The following is a 16,640-nucleotide window of genomic DNA, read 5'->3' as shown; positions in this document are numbered from 1 at the left end:
GCATCGACGCGCCCCGATCGAGCCGTTGTTTGCATTGCTCAAGCGCGTCTATGGCCTCGCGCGCGCCCGCTATCGGGGCCTGACGCGCAATGCGGCAGCCTTCCAACTCGCAGCGATCGCGATCAATCTCCAGCGATGGGCGAGGACGCCACTCCACGTCGTCTAACCAAACCAGCCATCATGGCTCACCAACCCGAGCCACCCAACCGACCCACACCAATACCCCCAAGCTCCCGCCGATGCGATCGACTTTCGCAAAGCCCTCGCTTTAAGCGGGGCATCCAGTACGCCGCGGCATCTCAGCTGGAGCACTGACGTCTCTGGAATACTGGATCGCCCGGTCGAGCCGGGCGATGACATCTCAGTTGTTGCGAAGGCGCGTAGGATTGAAGCGCTAAGCGCTGCGCAGCGTCGCCGGTGCCGCGTCTGCGCTGTCGTCGATATCGACGGCCGGCTTGTCCATCGCCACCACCACTTCGATCCCTCTGCTGTGACAGATATTGGCGAGGCCTGCGGGCAAGGGCGAATCGGTGACGAAGGTCTGGATCTGGCTCATATGGGCGATGCGCACCGGCGCGCTGCGGCGGAGTTTTGTCGCATCCGACACCAGCATGACGTTGCGCGCATTGGCGATGATCGCCTGCGCCACCTGCACCTCGCGATAGTCGAAGTCGAGCAGCGCGCCCTCCTCGTCGATCGCGGATGCGCCGATGATGGCGTAATCGACCTTGAACTGGCCGATCAGCTGCGTCGCGGTCGAGCCGACCACGGCACCATCGGCGCGCCGCACCGTGCCGCCGGCGACCACGACCTCGATGCGCGGATGACGATACAGCAGCATCGCGACGTTGAGGTTGTTGGTGATGACGAGGAGATCCTCGTGCGAGGTCAGCGCGCTCGCGACCTCTTCCGTGGTGGTACCGATATTGATGAACAGCGAGCAGCCGTTCGGTATCCGGGCGGCCGCCGCGGCGCCGATCGCCTTCTTCTCCTCGGCGGCGACGAAGCGGCGGGCCTCATAGGCGAGGTTCTCGACACCCGAGGCGATGATCGCGCCGCCATGGATGCGGGTCAGCGACCGCTCGTCGCAGAGATCGTTGAGGTCCTTGCGGATGGTCTGCGCCGACACCTCGAAGCGCTTGGCAAGGTCCTCGACCATGACCCGGCCGAATGCGCGTGCGATGTTGAGGATTTCAGTCTGGCGATGGGAGAGTCCGGCCACGGCGGCCCCCTTGAAACGGCGAGTCGCCCATGGTGCGACCGTTCGGTACGGAGGTCAACGAGCAAGCATTGCCGGGGTTAACTGCGTTGCAGCATTGTCGGGGCCGAGCAGTCCGGCACAAGTCCCCACTGCGCCGTACGCTCACCGCGCCAAATTCTTACCAGGACATGGCCGAGGCAACCAGGCGGATCAATTCCGGATCGTCGAACGCCCGGGCGCTGGCGACTGCGCCGGCCGCGACCAGATCGGCATGGCTGAGCCCGGTTCGCATCCCGATCGTCGCGATGCCGGCCGCCGTCGCGGACTGGATGCCGGAACGCGAATCCTCGAACGCCAGCGAAGCGGATGCCGACGCGCCCGCGAGGCGCAGCCCCTCGAGATAGGGCAAGGGATGCGGCTTGCCGTGCGCCAGTTCATCGCCGATCACAATCGCCTTGAAACGGTGCGCGATGCCCAGTCCCGACAGCAGCAGTTCGGCATTCGCACGCGGCGCGTTGGTCACCGCCACCATCGGCACACCGGCGCGATCGGCGCGGTCGAGCAGCGCCATCAATCCCGGCACCGGCACGATCTGGCCAGAGACCAATTCGCGAAAGACCCGCTCCTTCTCGCTGAGGATGCTGGCGCGGCGTTCGGCCGGCTCGTGCGCGAGGAAGCGCTCGCCGATCGACGCGTTGGAGAAGCCTTGCAGCTCCTTGCCGAAGCGTGCGTGATCGAACGCGTGTCCATGAGGGCCGAGCACCCGGTTGAACGCTGCCAGATGCAGCGGATCGGTGTCGGCGAGCGTGCCGTCGATATCGAACAGCAGCGCCTTGTTCTGTGTCTGCGACATCCGAAAAACAGTCCGTGAGTCCGGATGCATCAATACAGACTATTGCGGCGCACGCAAACGGTGCGCCGCGGCCTCCCCGTCAGGAGGCCAGTTGCAGATCCTGGCCGGTGACAAGGCGTCGCGCCGCGCGTTCGGCCTCGCGCGCGTTGCGGAAGATGTGACCTTCGAGAGCGTGGAAGCGGTGCGAAGCAGCAAAGAACTCGTAACCTTTGGTATCGCGCACCACGATACCCGCGGTCTGTGAACTCACTTCGATGACGTAGCAGTCTGACATTATCGGCCTCGATTTATTCCGGGCCGATAACGGGATGCCTGACCGTTTGTTCCTCGATTTATTTGCGAAGCGAAGCGCCGTTTTTGCAGTCAGGCCGCGATGCGGTCTCAGTTTCGACGCGTTTGCCCGCGCATCGAATCACCTTCTCGTGTCAGGTCGAAATCGTCGCACCGTCGCGCTGGATCGGTTGCGGATGCCCCTGCTCGTCGATCGAGACGTAGGTGAAATTGCCGTCGGTGACGAGGATCGACTGCTGCTCGCGGCGGCGCAGCACCCAGGCTTCGAGATGCACGGTGATCGAGGTGCGGCCGACGCGCACGAGATTGGCGTGCACCGAGACGAGATCGCCGACATAGACCGCCTTGCGGAAGTTCATCGCATCGATCGCGACCGTCACGGTGCGCGACTTCGCGACCTTGCCCGCGAACACGCCGCCGCCGAGATCCATCTGGCTGAGCAGCCAGCCGCCGAAGATATCGCCATTGGCGTTGGTGTCGGCGGGCATCGCCAGCGTGCGGATGCAGAGATCGCCCTGCGGCTCGTTGCCGCTGATCGGCGGCGCGTGAACATGGGCTTCAGGCGCTTGGGTCTCGCTGTCGGTCACTTGAAGCCCTCCCAGCCGGTATCCGGGGCAAATCGTCCGCCGAACTTGCGCATCAGCGATTGCATGGTCGACACGATGTTATCGACGCCGCGGCTGCGCGCATAATTGAGCGGGCCGCCGCGGAACGGGGCATAGCCGGTGCCGAAGATCATCGCGCCGTCGACCATGTCGGGGTCGTCGACTATGCCCTCGCGCAAGGCGGCGACGCAGACATTCGAGATCGGCAGCACCAGGCGGTCGATCATCTCGTCGCTCACCTTCGGGCCGGCCTCCGGCAGCGGCGTCTTCTCCGCCTTGCCGTCCTTCCAGGTGTAGAAGCCCTTGCCGGTCTTGCGGCCGAGCTCGCCCTTGGCAACTTTCTCGCGCAACCACGCAGGCGTTGGTGGCAGCGTGTCACCGAACTTCGAACGCAGCATGTCGCCGACATCGAGACAGATATCGAGCCCGACCTGGTCGGCGAGCTCGATCGGGCCCATCGGCATGCCGAACTCGATCGCCGCCGCATCGATCAGCCGCTGGTCGGTCTTCTCGTCCAGCATCATCATCGCTTCCAGCATGTAGGGCGTCAGCGCGCGGTTGACGAGGAAGCCCGGCGAGCTCTTCACCGGCAGCGGCAGGCGGTCGATGGCGCCGACAAAGGCGAGCGCCTGCTTGAGCAGACCGGCATCGGCGCAGTCATGGCTGACGACCTCGACGAGCTGCAGCCGCGACACCGGATTGAAGAAGTGCAGGCCGAGCAGCCGCTCCGGCGTTGCGAGCGTGGCGCGCAGATCCTGCAGCGGGATGCTCGAGGTGTTGGTGGCCAGGATCGCGCCCGGCTTCATCTTCGGCTCGAGGCCGGCATAAATCTTCTGCTTCAGCTCGAGCTTTTCCGGCACCGCCTCGATGATGAGATCGGCGTTGCGGACGCCCTCGCCGTCCATGTCGGGGATCAGCCGGTCGAGCGCGTCGCGCTGGTCGATCTTCTTGCGCATGATCTTGCCGAACAGCTCGGACGCGCGCTTCATGGCGCCCGCAATCGGCTCGGCCTTCATATCGGCCAGGGTCACGCGCATGTCCTGGTTGGCGCACCAGGCCGCGATATCGCCGCCCATCGCGCCGGCGCCGATGACGTGGACGTGCGCAACCTTGTTGCCGCTGCCTGCCACCTTCTTCATCTGCTCGCGCAGGAAGAACACGCGGATCAAATTCTGCGCCGTCGGCGTCACCATCAGATTGGCGAACGAGGCCTTCTCCGCATTCAGCATCGCTGAGCGGTTGCCGGCGTGCTTCTCCCAGAGATCGATCAGCGCATAGGGCGCCGGATAATGCTTGCGCGGCGCGGCCTTCTCGGCCTCACTGCGCATCCGCGAGGCGAGCAAGCCCCTGACCGGCCCCGAATTGAGCAGCGAGTTGAGCATGCCGGGCCTGGCGCGCTTCAGCCGGCCGAACACCGCGTCCTTGACCGCATTGCGGACGTGGCGCTCCTGCGTCACGGCATCGACCAGGCCGAGCGACTTGGCGCGGCGCGCGTCGATCGTCTTGCCGGTCAGCATCAGGGTCATCGCCTGCATCGGGTTGACCAGCTCGGTGAAGCGCACGGTGCCGCCGAGGCCCGGATGCAGGCCGAGCATCACCTCGGGGAAGCCGAAACGGGCATCGTCGATCGCGATCCGCATCTGGCAGGCGAGCGCGACTTCGAGGCCGCCGCCGAGGCAGAAGCCGTGGATGACGGCGACCGACGGCACGCGCAGCGCCTCAATCCGATCGATCACCGCATGCGCCCGGCCGATCTGGGCCTCGACCGCGCCGGCATCGCTGACGCCGCGGAATTCATTGACGTCGGCGCCGGCGATGAAGCCGCTTTTCTTCGCGGAGCGGACCACGAGGCCGGTCGGCCGCTGGTTCTCCAGCGCCGTGACGATGGCGTCGAGCTCTTCCAGCAGATCGGCGGACAGCGTGTTGGCGCTGGCGCCGGCGCGATCGAACAGCAGCCAGGCAATGCCGTCCTCGTCACGCGTCAGCTTGAAATTCTTGTAGGGACTCTCGGTGGCCGGGGTCGGCCCGAGTTCGAGCACGCGGTCGGCGAGAAGGTCCATGATCCGTGAATCCATGATCACACCGTCTCTATCAACATCGCGCCGCCCTGCCCGCCACCGATGCATTCGGTGGCGACGCCGCGCCTGGTGCCGAGCCGCTTCATCGCATTGACCAGATGCAGCACGATGCGGTTGCCGCTGGTGCCGACGGGATGGCCGAGGCTGATCGCACCGCCATCGACGTTCAACCTGGCGCGGTCGATCTCGCCCGCCGCGCCATCGAGCCCGAGAATCTCGCGGCAGAATTTCTCGTCGTTCCACGCCGCGAGGCAGCCCAGCACCTGCGTGGCGAAGGCCTCGTTCAGCTCCCAGGTCTCGACGTCCTGCAATGTCAGGCTGTTGCGCTTGAGCAGCGCGCTTGCCGACAGCACCGGACCGAGCCCCATGATCGAGGGATCGAGCGCCGACCACTGGCTGTCGAGGATGACGGCCTTCGGCGTCAGCCCGTGCTTGGCGACCGCCTTCTCGGACGCCAGGATCACCCAGGAGGCGCCGTCGGTGATCTGCGAGGAATTACCGGCGGTGACCTGGCCCCAGGGACGCTCGAACACCGGCTTCAATTTCGCCAGCGTCTCCGATGTCGAGTCCGGGCGGACGCCGTCGTCATGGTCGTAGAACTTGCCGTCGCGGGAGAACGCGGTCTCGACCTCGCCCTTGAGGAAACCCTGCTTCTGCGCGTTGGCCAGCCGCTGATGGCTCTCGGCGGCGTAGGCGTCGGACTGCGCGCGGGTGATGCCGAAGAGATGGCCGACCTTCTCGGCGGTCTGTCCCATGTTGAGCTCGGTGATCGGGTCGGTCAGTCCGCGCTCTAGCCCGATGATCGGCTTGAAGTAGCTCGGCTTCACCTTCAGCGCCGCCGCGATCTTGGCGCCTATCCCCTTGGCGCCGGCAAAGCCGGCAAACCAGCGCACGCCGGAATTGGGCCAGACCAGCGGCGCGTGGCTCAACGCCTCGGCGCCGCCGGCGAGGATCAAATCGGAGATGCCCTCGCGGATATAGCGGTAGCCGGTGTCGATCGACTGCATGCCGGAGCCGCAATTGATCTGCACCGTGAAGGCGACCATCTGCTCGCCCATGCCGAGCCGGAGCGCCGCGACCCGCGCCGGGTTCATCTCGTCGGCGATCACGTTGACGCAGCCGAGAATGACCTGGTCGAAGGCGGTGGGCGCGAAGGGTTGCCGCGCCAGCAGCGGCCGGCCGCACTGCACGGCGAGATCGACGGGAGTGAACGGGCCGGGACCGGAGCGCGCCTTCAGGAACGGCGTCCGGCCGCCGTCGACGATAAAGACTGGTCGCGCCATCAGCTCGCCGCCCTCTGCTCACCAAGCTCCTGGAAGAACTGATGCACGTCGGCGGATTTCTTGTAAATCGGGGACAGCGCCTCGGGCGCAAAATCATCGACCTCGATAACTTTTGTGACGGCTTCATGCGCGGCGGCGAGCTTCTCGCCGTCATCCTGGGTGATGACGCCCTTCTTGACCGCTTCCTTCCAGTCATGGAGGCGCGCAGCGCGCAGCTGCTTGGCGGCGTCCTCGGCCGCAACCACGAGACGGAAGGCCTTTTCCAGCCGCGCGATGCCGCCGTCGTCCTCGACAAAGGCGAGATCCGGCGTCAGGCGGTCGCGCGCCACTGAGGGCGACAGCACGAGCTGTGCGCAGAGATGGACGACGCGGTCCGACGGGCCGGTGATGCGGGCGCCGAACGGCTGGATCAGGAATTTGAGCAGCCACGCCACCGGGCGGTTCGGCAGATTGGCGAGGATCTCCGCAAAGCGGTTCTCGATGGTCTTGAAGCCCGATGCCATGCACCATTCGAGCGCGGGAAGATCCTCCTTCTGCCGGCCCTCGTCCTGCCAGCGCTTCAGCGCGGCGGAGAGCAGATAGAGTTCGGAGAGGATGTCGCCGAAGCGCGCGGAGAGCATCTCCTTGCGCTTCAACGCGCCGCCGAGCGTCAGCAGCGCCATGTCGGCGCACAGCGCGAACGCCGACGAATAGCGCGAGAGCTGCCGATAGAACTCCGTCGCATCGCCGGCATCCGGCGCCGGCGCGAACAGGCCGAAGCTCCAGCTACGGCCCCAGGCGCGGAACATGGTCGCAAAGCTGTGGCCGACATGCTTCCAGAACGCGGTGTCGAACGCGGCGAGGCCCTTGTCGCGATCGGTCTCGCTGAGCGCGTTCATCTCCTGCAAAAGATAGGGATGCGCGCGGATCGCGCCCTGCCCGAACACGATCAGGTTGCGGGTGAGAATATTGGCGCCCTCGACCGTGATGCCGACCGGCACCGAGCGGTAGAGCCCGCCGAGATAGTTCTGCGGCCCGTCGATGACAGCCTTGCCGCCATGGATGTCCATCGCGTCGTCGATCGCGATCCGCATCCGCTCGGTGGCGTGCAGCTTCATAATGCCAGAGATCACCGCGGGATGATGCCCCTCGTTCAGCGCAGCACAAGTCAGCCGCCGCGCAGCATCGAGCAGATAGGCCGTGCCGGCGATCCGCGCGAGCGGCTCCTCGATGCCCTCGAATTTGGAAATGGAAATGCCGAACTGCTCGCGGATGCGGGCATAGGCGCCGGTGGTGCGCGCGGCATAGGCGGCGCCGGCGGCCGACAGCGACGGCAGCGAGATGCCGCGGCCGGCGGCGAGCGCCGTCATCAGCATCTTCCAGCCCTGACCGAGCCGTGCCTCACCGCCGATGATGTAGTCGAGCGGGATGAAGACGTCCTTGCCCCAGTTCGGGCCGTTCTGGAACACCTGCATCGCCGGCAGATGGCGGTGGCCGATCGAGACGCCGGGCAGATGGGTCGGGATCAGCGCGACCGTGATGCCGAGCTCTTCCTCGTTACCGACGAGGTGATCGGGATCATAGGCCTTGAACGCGAGCCCAAGCAGCGTCGCGACCGGACCGAGCGTGATGTAGCGCTTGTGCCAATTGAGTTTGAGCCCGAGCACCTCGCGGCCTTCGAAATTGCCCTTGCAGATGATGCCGGTGTCGATCATCGAGGCGGCATCCGAGCCGGCCTCCGGGCTGGTCAGGCCGAAGCAGGGAATGTCCTGGCCGGAGGCGAGACGCGGCAGCCATCTGTCCTGCTGCTCCTTGGTGCCGAAGCGCATCAGGAGTTCGCCCGGCCCGAGCGAGTTCGGCACCATCACGGTGACGGCCGCGGTCAGCGAGCGCGAGGAGATCTTGCGCACCACTTCGGAATGCGCGTAGGGCGAGAAGCCGAGCCCGCCGAACTCCTTGGGAATGATCATGCCGAAGAATTTCTTGGCCTTGATGAAGGCCCACACCTCCGGCGGCAGATCGCGCCATTCCCAGTTGATCTTCCACTCGTCGAGCATCGTACAGAGCTCGTCGACCGGACCGTGCAGGAAGGCGCTCTCCTGGTCGGTCAATCTGGCCGGCGCGAACGCCAGCAGTTTCGACCAGTCCGGATTGCCGGTGAAGAGATCGGCGTCCCACCAGACGTCGCCGGCTTCCAGCGCCTCGCGCTCGGTGTCCGACATGGTCGGCAGCACGCCACGCGCCCAGGAGAAGATCGGTTTTGTCACATAGTCGCGGCGGAAGCTCATGGTGGGGTCCTCATGGATCGGCGCGGGTGGCTAATATTATCGGAAAGTGCCGGTCCCCGGTGAACACTTCGCTGTTCAAATAAAGCGAAATTGACGCGGCCGGGCCGCCGTTTGTTAACGGCAGGCCGCGCGTTCCGTTCCGAAAGCTGAGGTGCGACAATCAGGTAGCGGGGGATGGCGAATTCACCGCTCCCTTGGCAGAGGTCGGCGCGCAGCGCCGGGTGAGGGGTTGCGGTCTCACGTTGGAGCGGCGCCCCTCACCCGATTTGCTGCGCAAATCGACCTCTCCCCGCTGGGGAGAGGTGTAGTCAGATCACGCCGGCCCGGCGCCCTGGGTCGCGGTATAGACCGCGTAGAGCGACTGGCTTGCGGCCATGAACAGGCGGTTGCGCTTGGGGCCGCCGAAGGTGATGTTGCCGCAGACCTCGGGCAGCCGGATGCGGCCGAGCAGCTTGCCTTCCGGCGACCACACCGTCACGCCGTTGTAACCGACCGCGCGGCCGGCATTGCTCGAGCACCAGACATTGCCGTTGACGTCGCAGCGGATGCCGTCCGGTCCGCACTTCACACCGTCGATCGTGAAATCGCTGAACCGCTTGCCGTTCGAGAGCTTGTTGTCGGCGCCGACATCGAACACGAACACGTCACCCTTGCCGCCGGCGCCGGTATCGCCCGGTCCCTTGCCGGTCGAGACCACGTAGAGCTTCTTGTAATCGGGCGAGAAGCAGAGACCGTTCGGATCGGGCACCTGGTCCTCGCTCACCACCAGATCGACGCGGCCGGAGGGATCGATGCGATAGCAATTGGTCGGCAGCTCGCGCTTGGCCGGCACGAAGCCCGCCGGCTGGCCGATCCGCGGATTGAGCTTGCCGGCCGAATTGCTCGGACCGCCCGCGGCGTCCGGCTCGCCCTCATAGAGCTGGCCGCCATAGGGCGGATCGGTGAACCAGTAGCTGCCGTCGGGATGCGCGACGACGTCGTTCGGGGAGTTCAGCCGCTTGCCTTGATAGTTATCGGCAAGCACCGTCGCGGTGCCGTCATTCTCGTAGCGCGTCACGCGGCGGGTGAGATGTTCGCAGGACAGCTGGCGGCCCTGGAAGTCGAACGAATTGCCGTTCGAGTAGTTCGACGGCATGCGGAACACGCTGACATGGCCGTCGTCCTCCGACCAGCGCATCTGCCGGTTGTTCGGAATGTCGCTCCAGAGGAGATAGCGGCCCTGCGCGCTCCAGGCCGGGCCTTCCGCCCACAACAGGCCGGTATGGAGGCGCTTGATCGAGGTGTTGGGCTGGGCAAGGTCATCGAAGGAGGGATCGACTGCGATGATGTCAGGGTCCCAGAAATAGGTCGTCGGCGCACCGCGCGGACTGAAATCGCGCGGCGGGCTCGTGATCGTCGTCGGCGGCCCGACCGGCGCCGGCGCGTTCTGGGCCAGCACACTGCTGACGCCGGTTGCGGCAGCGGCCGCTCCCACCGCCAATCCCTGAACAAGCGTTCGTCGTGAAATGTTCGGATCGCGCCGCGGTTCTTTTTGATCGCTCCGCCGATGGCGTGTCATCGCATCCTCCCACACTGTTGGCCGGCCGTTGATCCGGCCTGGCTCACGGGAGGTTAGACTGCTCGCTCCGAGGTTGCGAGTGACGGTTTTTCATCCTCGCGCGCGGAAATTTCACATTGTTGTGGTTTCAGCTTCCGTCATTGCGGGGCGAGAAGGCAAAGCGCTGGACTCGCCATAAGCCCTCCTCGTTCGCTTGATGCACACGTCGCACCACACTCACAACTGTCGTCCCTGCGAACGCAGGGACCCATACGCCGCGGCGTGCGTTGTGAATGGGCTCGTCGTTCCAGCATCATGCAACAATGAACATTCGTGGTTATAGGTCCCTGCTTTCGCAGGGACGACACTGAGTGTGTTGCGCGATTTGTGAGGCAAACGTCGGTTGGCTCGCAATTGTCGGCTACGTAGACAGGCTCAGTCCGGCCGGATCATCTCGAACATGTTTTCCGGCTTGATCTCGAAATAATCGCCACGCCGGCCGGCGCGGACGATCGGATGCGCCAATCCCGTCTGGTAGACGCCGTCCTTGATGAAAGATTTATCGATGTGGACGGCGACGACCTCGCCGAGCGTCAGCCAGGCCTCAGCCTTCTTGCCGTCGGCGCCCTGGAGCTGGACGATCTGGCTCACCTTGCATTCGAACGACACCGGGCTTTCGGCCACCCGCGGCACGTTGACGAGCTTGCCGGCGACCGGCGTCAACCCTGCGAGCTTGAACTCGTCGACGTCGCGCGCGACATGCGCCGCGGTCGCGTTCATGTGCTTGGCCAGATCCATCGTCGCCAGATTCCAGACGAACTCGCCGGTATCCTGGATGTTGGCGACGCTGTCCTTCCAGTTGGTGGAGGAGAAGCCGATGATCGGCGGCACGTAGCAGAAGGCGTTGAAGAAGCTGTAGGGCGCGAGGTTGACGTTACCGGTCTTGTCGCGCGAGGCGATCCAGCCGATCGGCCGCGGCGCCACGATGGCGTTGAACGGGTCGTGCTTCAGGCCGTGGCCGTTCTTCGGCTCGTAGAAATGCAGGTCTTTCTCGGTCACGGCACAGCCCCTTCGGTAGCCCGGATGGAGCGCAGCGCAATCCGGGACGATCTCGCAAGCGGATCAATTACCCGGATTACGCTGCGCTCCATCCGGGCTACAACGTCGCTTGGCTCGCAATGACGGGAGAGTCAACTGACGAAAACGTCAGCCCTGGCGCTCAGTTGGCGCGGGCACGCGGCGACAGGCCGGCGATCACGAAATCGATCATCTGGTCGATGGTCGGGCCCGGCTTGGTGGCGCATTGCGCGATCATCTGCGGGTGGAAGAACCGCATCATCGCCGTGCAGGCGCACAGCGCGGCGACCTCCAGATCACCGACCTCGAATTCCCCCGTGGCCACGCCTTGCGCAATCACCTCACCGATGGTGTTGCCGATCAGCTCCATATGGGCGACGCAGACCTCCCAGTCCTCCTGCATCGCGACCTCGACCATCTCGTGCAGCTTGGAATCGCCGACATAGCGCTCGGTGTTCATCCGATTGATGGTCGTCATCATCTGCCGCAGGCGCGTCGCAGCCGGCCCTTCCGATCGCGCGATCCGCTGGGCCTCGATCTCGACCTCGCCCATCAGGCCGCGCGCCACGCCCTCGTGGATCGACTTCTTCGAATCGAAGAAGCGGTACACGTTGGCGGGGCTCATCCGCAGCTCTTTGGCGATGTCGGCGACCGTGGTCTTCTGGTAGCCGATCTGCCGGAACAAGCGCTCCGCCACCACGAGAATCCGCTCGCGGGTGTCGGTTTCGCTATGTTCCGAGATCAGTGTCATGTTGGCCTGCTCAATCTTCAATTATTCGGCCGCCTCAGCAAGCGGAAATGCGAGTTCTCCCTTACCCGCATGCTGCGGCGCAGTATTGGTTTGCTCGGGGCCGCTCTCCTCGAGGGTCTTGCGGAACCAGAGGGCGTAAAGGCCCGGCAGATACAGCAAGGTCAGGAAAGTCGCAACAAACAAACCGCCCATGATGGTGATCGCCATCGGGCCCCAGAACGCCGAGCGCGACAGCGGGATCATGGCGAGGATGGCGGCGAGCGCGGTCAGCACCACCGGCCGGGCGCGCCGGACGGTGGCCTCGATGATCGCCTCGCGCCGGGTCAGGCCGGACGCCACGTCGCTCTCGATCTGATCGACCAGGATCACCGCGTTGCGCATGATCATGCCGGCGAGCGCGATCAGGCCGAGCAGCGCCACGAAGCCGAACGGCTGGTTGGCGACGTTCAACCCGAGCGAGGCGCCGACGATGCCGAGCGGCGCGGTCAGGAACACCAGGAACAGGCGCGAGAAGCTCTGCAACTGGATCATCAGGAGCGTCAGCATCACCATCACCATCACCGGGAAGAGGATGAAGATCGACGCATTGCCCTTGGCCGATTCCTCGAACGCGCCACCCGGCTCGATCCGGTAGGCCGGCTCGAGATGGGCCTGGATGTCCTTCAGCTTCGGCGCGATCTGGTTGGTGACGTCGGGCGCCTGAACGCCGTCGACGACGTCGGAGCGCACGGTGATCGCCATGTCGCGGTTGCGCCGCCACAGGATCGGCTCCTCATGCGCATATTCGATCTTGGCGATCTGCTGCAGCGGCACGGCGACGCCGTTGCGCGTGGTGATGGTGAGATCGCCGACGCGGCCGAGATCGAGCCGTTCGGACTGCACCGCGCGGGCGACCACGCCGACCTTCTCGATGCCGTCGCGGATCGTGGTGACCGGCGCGCCCGAGATCAGCATCGCCAGCGCCTGCGAGACGTCCTGCGGGGTCAGGCCGAGCGCGCGCGCCCGGTCCTGGTCGACGGCGAGCTTCAAATAGGGCGACTGCTCGTTCCAGTCGAGCTGGACGTCCTTGACGCTCTTGTTCTGGCGCATCACGTCGCGGACCTGGTAGGCGATGTCGCGCACCTTGTTGGCGTCGGGCCCGATCACGCGGAACTGGACCGGGAAGCCGACCGGCGGGCCGAAATTGAAGCGGTCGACCCGGACCCGCGCCTCGTTCAGCGCGCCGTCGGCGGCGGCCTGCTCGATCTTCGCCTTGACGCGCTCGCGCGCATCGACGTTCTTGGCGAGGATCACGATCTCGGCGAACGCCTCGTTCGGCAGCTGCGGGTTGAGGCCGAGCCAGAAGCGCGGCGAGCCCTGCCCGACATAGGCCGTGTAGGTCGCAATGTCCTCATCGCCCTTCAGCAGCGTTTCGGCCTTCTTCACCGCCTTCTCGGTGACGTTGAAGGCCGTGCCTTCGGGCAGACGGAGCTGCAGGAACAGCTCGGGCCGCTCCGACAGCGGGAAGAACTGCTGCTGGACATGGCCGAAGCCTATGATCGAGGCGACGAAGACGCCGACGGTCGCCGCCACCACCTTGATGCGGTGATCGACGCACCACTGCACGACGCGACGCAGGCCGCGGTACATCCGGGTCTCGTAGATCGCGTGCGGATCGTGGTTCTGGTGCAGCTTGATGTTGGGCAGCAGCTTGACGCCGATATAGGGCGTGAAGATCACCGCGACGAACCAGGAGGCGACCAGCGAGATCGCCACGATCCAGAAGATGCCGCCGGCATATTCGCCGACCGCCGAATTGGCAAAGCCGATGGGGAGGAAGCCAGCGGCTGTGACCAGCGTCCCCGTGAGCATCGGAAACGCAGTAGATTCCCAGGCAAAGGACGCCGCCTTCATGCGGTCCCAGCCCTGTTCCATCTTCACCACCATCATCTCGACCGCGATGATGGCGTCGTCGACCAGAAGGCCGAGCGCGATGATCAGCGCGCCGAGCGTGATGCGGTGCAGATCGAGCGACATCGCGTTCATCACGATGAAGACGATGCCGAGCACCAGCGGCACCGACAGCGCCACGACGATGCCGGTGCGCCAGCCGAGCGCGACGAACGAGACGAACAGCACGATCGCGAGCGCCTCGACGAAGGAGTGCACGAACTCGCCGACGGCATGCTCGACCACCTTGGGCTGGTCGGCGATCTGCTTGATATCGATGCCCTGCGGCACCGCCTTCAGGAACTCGGCGGTCGCCTGCTGGACTTCCTTGCCGAGCTCGAGGATGTTGGCGCCCTTCGCGGTAACGACGCCGATGCCGAGCGCGGGCTTGCCTTCCTGGCGGACCTTGAAGGTCGGCGGATCGACATAGCCGTGGCTGACGGTCGCGATATCGCCGAGCCGGAACACACGCCCGTTGCTCTCGACCGGCGTTTCGGCCACCGCCTTGACGCCGTCAAGCGCACCGGTGACGCGCAGCGGCACGCGCTGCGAGGAGCTCTCGACGGTGCCGGCCGGGGTGACATTGTTCTGCTTGGCGAGCGAGTCGAACAGCGCCTGCGGCGTGATCCCGAGCGTCGCCAGCTTGGCATGCGAGAACTCGACGAAGATGCGCTCGTCCTGGATGCCGTAGAGGTCGATCTTGGTCACACCAGGCACCTTCAGCAGGCGCTGGCGGAAGCCTTCCGCGACCTTCTTGAGCTGCGCATAATCGGCGCCGTCGCCGGTCATCATATAGAGGATCGAATCGACGTCGGAGAATTCGTCGTTGACGACGGGACCGAGGATGCCCGAGGGCAGCTCGCCCTGCACGTCGACCAGCTTCTTGCGCAACAGATAGAAGAGATACGGCACGTCCTTCGGCGAGGTCGAATCCTTGAAGGAGACCTGCATCGCCGTGAAGCCCGGCTTGGAATAGGTCTGCACCTTGTCGAAGAACGGCAGCTCCTGCAGCTTCTTCTCAATGGGATCGGCGACCTGCATCTGCATTTCCTGCGAGGTCGCGCCCGGCCACATCACCGAGACGTTCACCACCTTGACGGTGAAGAACGGATCCTCGGCGCGGCCGAGCTTCTCATAGGAGAAGAAGCCGGCGGCGCCGAGGATGATCATCAGGAACAGCACCAGCGTCGGATGGCTGACCGCCCAGGCTGAAAGGTTGAAGCGCTTCATCGAACTCTCCAGGTCCAAATCGTCTCGACTTCAATCGTCATTGCGAGCGAAGCGAAGCAATCCATTCTTCAGCGAGCGGCGACGTGGATTGCTTCGTCGCTTCGCTCGCAATGACGGAACAACAACCGATCAGAACGACAGCGACGACACGACCCGCACCTTCTGGCCCGGATCGAGTTTCTGCACGCCGAGGGCGACCACCTTGGCGCCATCGTCGACGCCGCCCGAGATGACGACGTTGTTGCTCTCATAGGCCTTCACCTTGACCGGCTTCAGCGCGATGTCGCCCTTGTCGTCGACGATGTAGAGCGAGGGATCGCCGCCCTGGCTGTACAGCGCCGACAGCGGCAGCTTCGCCACCCGCTCGCTCGCCTTGTCGGCCAGCGTCAGCGTCGCGGTCATGCCGAGCGAGACGGCGTCGTCGGCATCCGGCAGCGAGAATTTTGCGAGATAGGTGCGGGTGGCGGGATCGGCCTGCGGCGCGACCTCGCGCAGCTTCGCGGCATAGGTCTTCTTGGCGTCCGACCACAGCGACACCGTGGCAACGCCCGACCTGGCACGAGCAAGAAGCGTCTCTGGGATCGCGACGACAGCTTCCTTCTCGCCAAGTCGGGCGACACGGATCGATGCCTGGCCCGCGGCAACCACCTGGCCGGGCTCGATCATGGTCGCTGTGACGACACCCCGGGTGTCAGCCACCAGCGTTGCATAAGAGAGGGAGTTCTTGGTCAGCTCGACCGAGCGCTCGGCGCGGTTCAGCCGCGCGCGCGCCTCGTCGCCGGCCGCCTTGGCGGAATCGAGCGCCGCATCGGTGGTCCAGCCCTTGGCCTTCAGGTCCTTGGCGCGCTGCTCGGCGGCCGCGGCCTGCGCCAGCACGCCGGTGGCGGCGCGGAACTCGGCCTCCGCCTGCTCGGCCTGCAGCTTCAGATCGACCTCGTCGAGGGTGGCCAAGGGCTGATCGACGTCGACTGTCTGTCCGACCTCGACCAGCCGCTTGGCCACCTTGCCGGCAACCCGAAAGCCCATATCGGCTTCGATACGGGGCTTGATGGTGCCGACAAAGCTACGCTCAGGGGTTTCGGCTTCGTAATGGACGGTCGCCACCAGAACGGGGCGTCCCGGATCGGCCTGTTCGGCCGCCTTTTCGTTGCAGCCGGTCAGCGCGAAAACTGCAAAAGCCAGCGACGCTCCGGTCAAGAGCCTGTAATAGCTCGAGAAAATGGAACGAACGAACATCTGAAATCTCCATCGGGCTGACGACTGATGAAGAGTATCGATTTATCACTGATGAATGTCAATATTCGTCAGTAGTAACCTATTCGTGAGGACGGCCGTGATCGTGGCGGCATTTCCGGGTGTCGAGACTTGGAAGTCGAGACTTGGAAGATGGCCAGCCCGGATGAAGCGAAGCGAAATCCGGGACTGTGCATGGGGTTGTTTTCGATTTTTTCGAACCGGCGGCTGGATCACGCAAACACCGGTCCCACGCGCCCGGCATGTCCCTGTCAGAGGTCTCAGGGCGGAGCGAAACAGCGCGA

General features: G+C 64.9%; 13 protein-coding genes. 1 reads left to right on the top strand and 12 read right to left on the bottom strand.

What is annotated here, in order from left to right; all coding sequences use genetic code 11:
* A partial coding sequence (locus tag BI327_RS37150) for a transposase (protein ID WP_143271774.1) occupies positions 1 to 166 on the top strand: 166 nt, incomplete at its 5' end.
* A 228-nt stretch (positions 167 to 394) separates the two neighbouring features.
* Here BI327_RS37150 and BI327_RS37145 read toward each other — a convergent pair.
* The 12 genes from BI327_RS37145 to BI327_RS37090 form a co-directional block, all read right to left on the bottom strand.
* Positions 395 to 1,222 carry a DeoR/GlpR family DNA-binding transcription regulator gene (locus BI327_RS37145; protein WP_076866368.1) on the bottom strand — a complete coding sequence of 276 codons (828 nt, stop codon included), beginning with the start codon at positions 1,220 to 1,222 and terminating at the stop codon, positions 395 to 397.
* Between the two features lie 157 nt (positions 1,223 to 1,379).
* Positions 1,380 to 2,054, bottom strand: coding sequence for an HAD family hydrolase (locus tag BI327_RS37140; protein ID WP_076866367.1), 675 nt, complete (start codon positions 2,052 to 2,054; stop codon positions 1,380 to 1,382).
* A gap of 79 nt (positions 2,055 to 2,133) precedes the next feature.
* The gene (locus BI327_RS37135) at positions 2,134 to 2,328 is read right to left on the bottom strand and encodes a hypothetical protein (protein WP_076866366.1); all 195 of its coding nucleotides are present in this window, start codon (positions 2,326 to 2,328) and stop codon (positions 2,134 to 2,136) included.
* Positions 2,329 to 2,479: 151 nt separating this feature from the next.
* Positions 2,480 to 2,833, bottom strand: coding sequence for an acyl-CoA thioesterase (locus tag BI327_RS37130; RefSeq protein ID WP_076866407.1), 354 nt, complete (start codon positions 2,831 to 2,833; stop codon positions 2,480 to 2,482).
* Between the two features lie 95 nt (positions 2,834 to 2,928).
* The gene (locus BI327_RS37125; RefSeq protein ID WP_076866364.1) at positions 2,929 to 5,025 is read right to left on the bottom strand and encodes a 3-hydroxyacyl-CoA dehydrogenase NAD-binding domain-containing protein; all 2,097 of its coding nucleotides are present in this window, start codon (positions 5,023 to 5,025) and stop codon (positions 2,929 to 2,931) included.
* A 2-nt stretch (positions 5,026 to 5,027) separates the two neighbouring features.
* Positions 5,028 to 6,311 (bottom strand): acetyl-CoA C-acetyltransferase, encoded by a 1,284-nt coding sequence (locus BI327_RS37120; protein ID WP_076866363.1) that lies wholly within the window; start codon positions 6,309 to 6,311, stop codon positions 5,028 to 5,030.
* A complete protein-coding gene (locus BI327_RS37115) occupies positions 6,311 to 8,578 on the bottom strand; it encodes an acyl-CoA dehydrogenase (RefSeq protein ID WP_076866361.1) in 2,268 nt (755 codons plus the stop codon). The genes BI327_RS37120 and BI327_RS37115 overlap by 1 nt, the downstream gene beginning before the upstream one ends.
* Positions 8,579 to 8,891: 313 nt before the next feature.
* Positions 8,892 to 10,136 (bottom strand): SMP-30/gluconolactonase/LRE family protein, encoded by a 1,245-nt coding sequence (locus tag BI327_RS37110; protein ID WP_076866360.1) that lies wholly within the window; start codon positions 10,134 to 10,136, stop codon positions 8,892 to 8,894.
* Between the two features lie 414 nt (positions 10,137 to 10,550).
* Positions 10,551 to 11,174: a flavin reductase family protein gene (locus tag BI327_RS37105; RefSeq protein WP_076866358.1), complete on the bottom strand. Its 624-nt coding sequence runs from the start codon at positions 11,172 to 11,174 to the stop codon at positions 10,551 to 10,553.
* A gap of 160 nt (positions 11,175 to 11,334) precedes the next feature.
* Entirely contained in the window at positions 11,335 to 11,943 is a 609-nt protein-coding gene (locus tag BI327_RS37100; RefSeq protein ID WP_076866405.1) for a TetR/AcrR family transcriptional regulator, read from the bottom strand.
* A 21-nt stretch (positions 11,944 to 11,964) separates the two neighbouring features.
* Positions 11,965 to 15,102, bottom strand: coding sequence for an efflux RND transporter permease subunit (locus tag BI327_RS37095; protein WP_076866356.1), 3,138 nt, complete (start codon positions 15,100 to 15,102; stop codon positions 11,965 to 11,967).
* 129 nt (positions 15,103 to 15,231) lie between these two features.
* Positions 15,232 to 16,338, bottom strand: coding sequence for an efflux RND transporter periplasmic adaptor subunit (locus BI327_RS37090; protein ID WP_076866354.1), 1,107 nt, complete (start codon positions 16,336 to 16,338; stop codon positions 15,232 to 15,234).
* Positions 16,339 to 16,640: the final 302 nt, after the last annotated feature.

This window comes from Bradyrhizobium mercantei (assembly GCF_001982635.1).
GTDB classification, from domain to species: Bacteria; Pseudomonadota; Alphaproteobacteria; order Rhizobiales; family Xanthobacteraceae; genus Bradyrhizobium; species Bradyrhizobium mercantei.
The sequence above is the reverse complement of the archived record's forward strand: the minus strand, read 5'-3'. Positions and strand labels throughout refer to the sequence as shown.

Excerpts from the sequence above, each read along its gene's own strand:
- BI327_RS37140 (WP_076866367.1), bottom strand. The coding sequence starts at position 2,054 with ATGTCGCAGACACAGAACAAGGCGCTGCTGTTCGATATCGACGGCACG.
- BI327_RS37135 (WP_076866366.1), bottom strand. The coding sequence starts at position 2,328 with ATGTCAGACTGCTACGTCATCGAAGTGAGTTCACAGACCGCGGGTATC.
- BI327_RS37130 (WP_076866407.1), bottom strand. The coding sequence starts at position 2,833 with ATGCCCGCCGACACCAACGCCAATGGCGATATCTTCGGCGGCTGGCTG.
- BI327_RS37125 (WP_076866364.1), bottom strand. The coding sequence starts at position 5,025 with ATGGATTCACGGATCATGGACCTTCTCGCCGACCGCGTGCTCGAACTC.
- BI327_RS37120 (WP_076866363.1), bottom strand. The coding sequence starts at position 6,311 with ATGGCGCGACCAGTCTTTATCGTCGACGGCGGCCGGACGCCGTTCCTG.
- BI327_RS37115 (WP_076866361.1), bottom strand. The coding sequence starts at position 8,578 with ATGAGCTTCCGCCGCGACTATGTGACAAAACCGATCTTCTCCTGGGCG.
- BI327_RS37110 (WP_076866360.1), bottom strand. The coding sequence starts at position 10,136 with ATGACACGCCATCGGCGGAGCGATCAAAAAGAACCGCGGCGCGATCCG.
- BI327_RS37100 (WP_076866405.1), bottom strand. The coding sequence starts at position 11,943 with ATGACACTGATCTCGGAACATAGCGAAACCGACACCCGCGAGCGGATT.
- BI327_RS37095 (WP_076866356.1), bottom strand. The coding sequence starts at position 15,102 with ATGAAGCGCTTCAACCTTTCAGCCTGGGCGGTCAGCCATCCGACGCTG.
- BI327_RS37090 (WP_076866354.1), bottom strand. The coding sequence starts at position 16,338 with ATGTTCGTTCGTTCCATTTTCTCGAGCTATTACAGGCTCTTGACCGGA.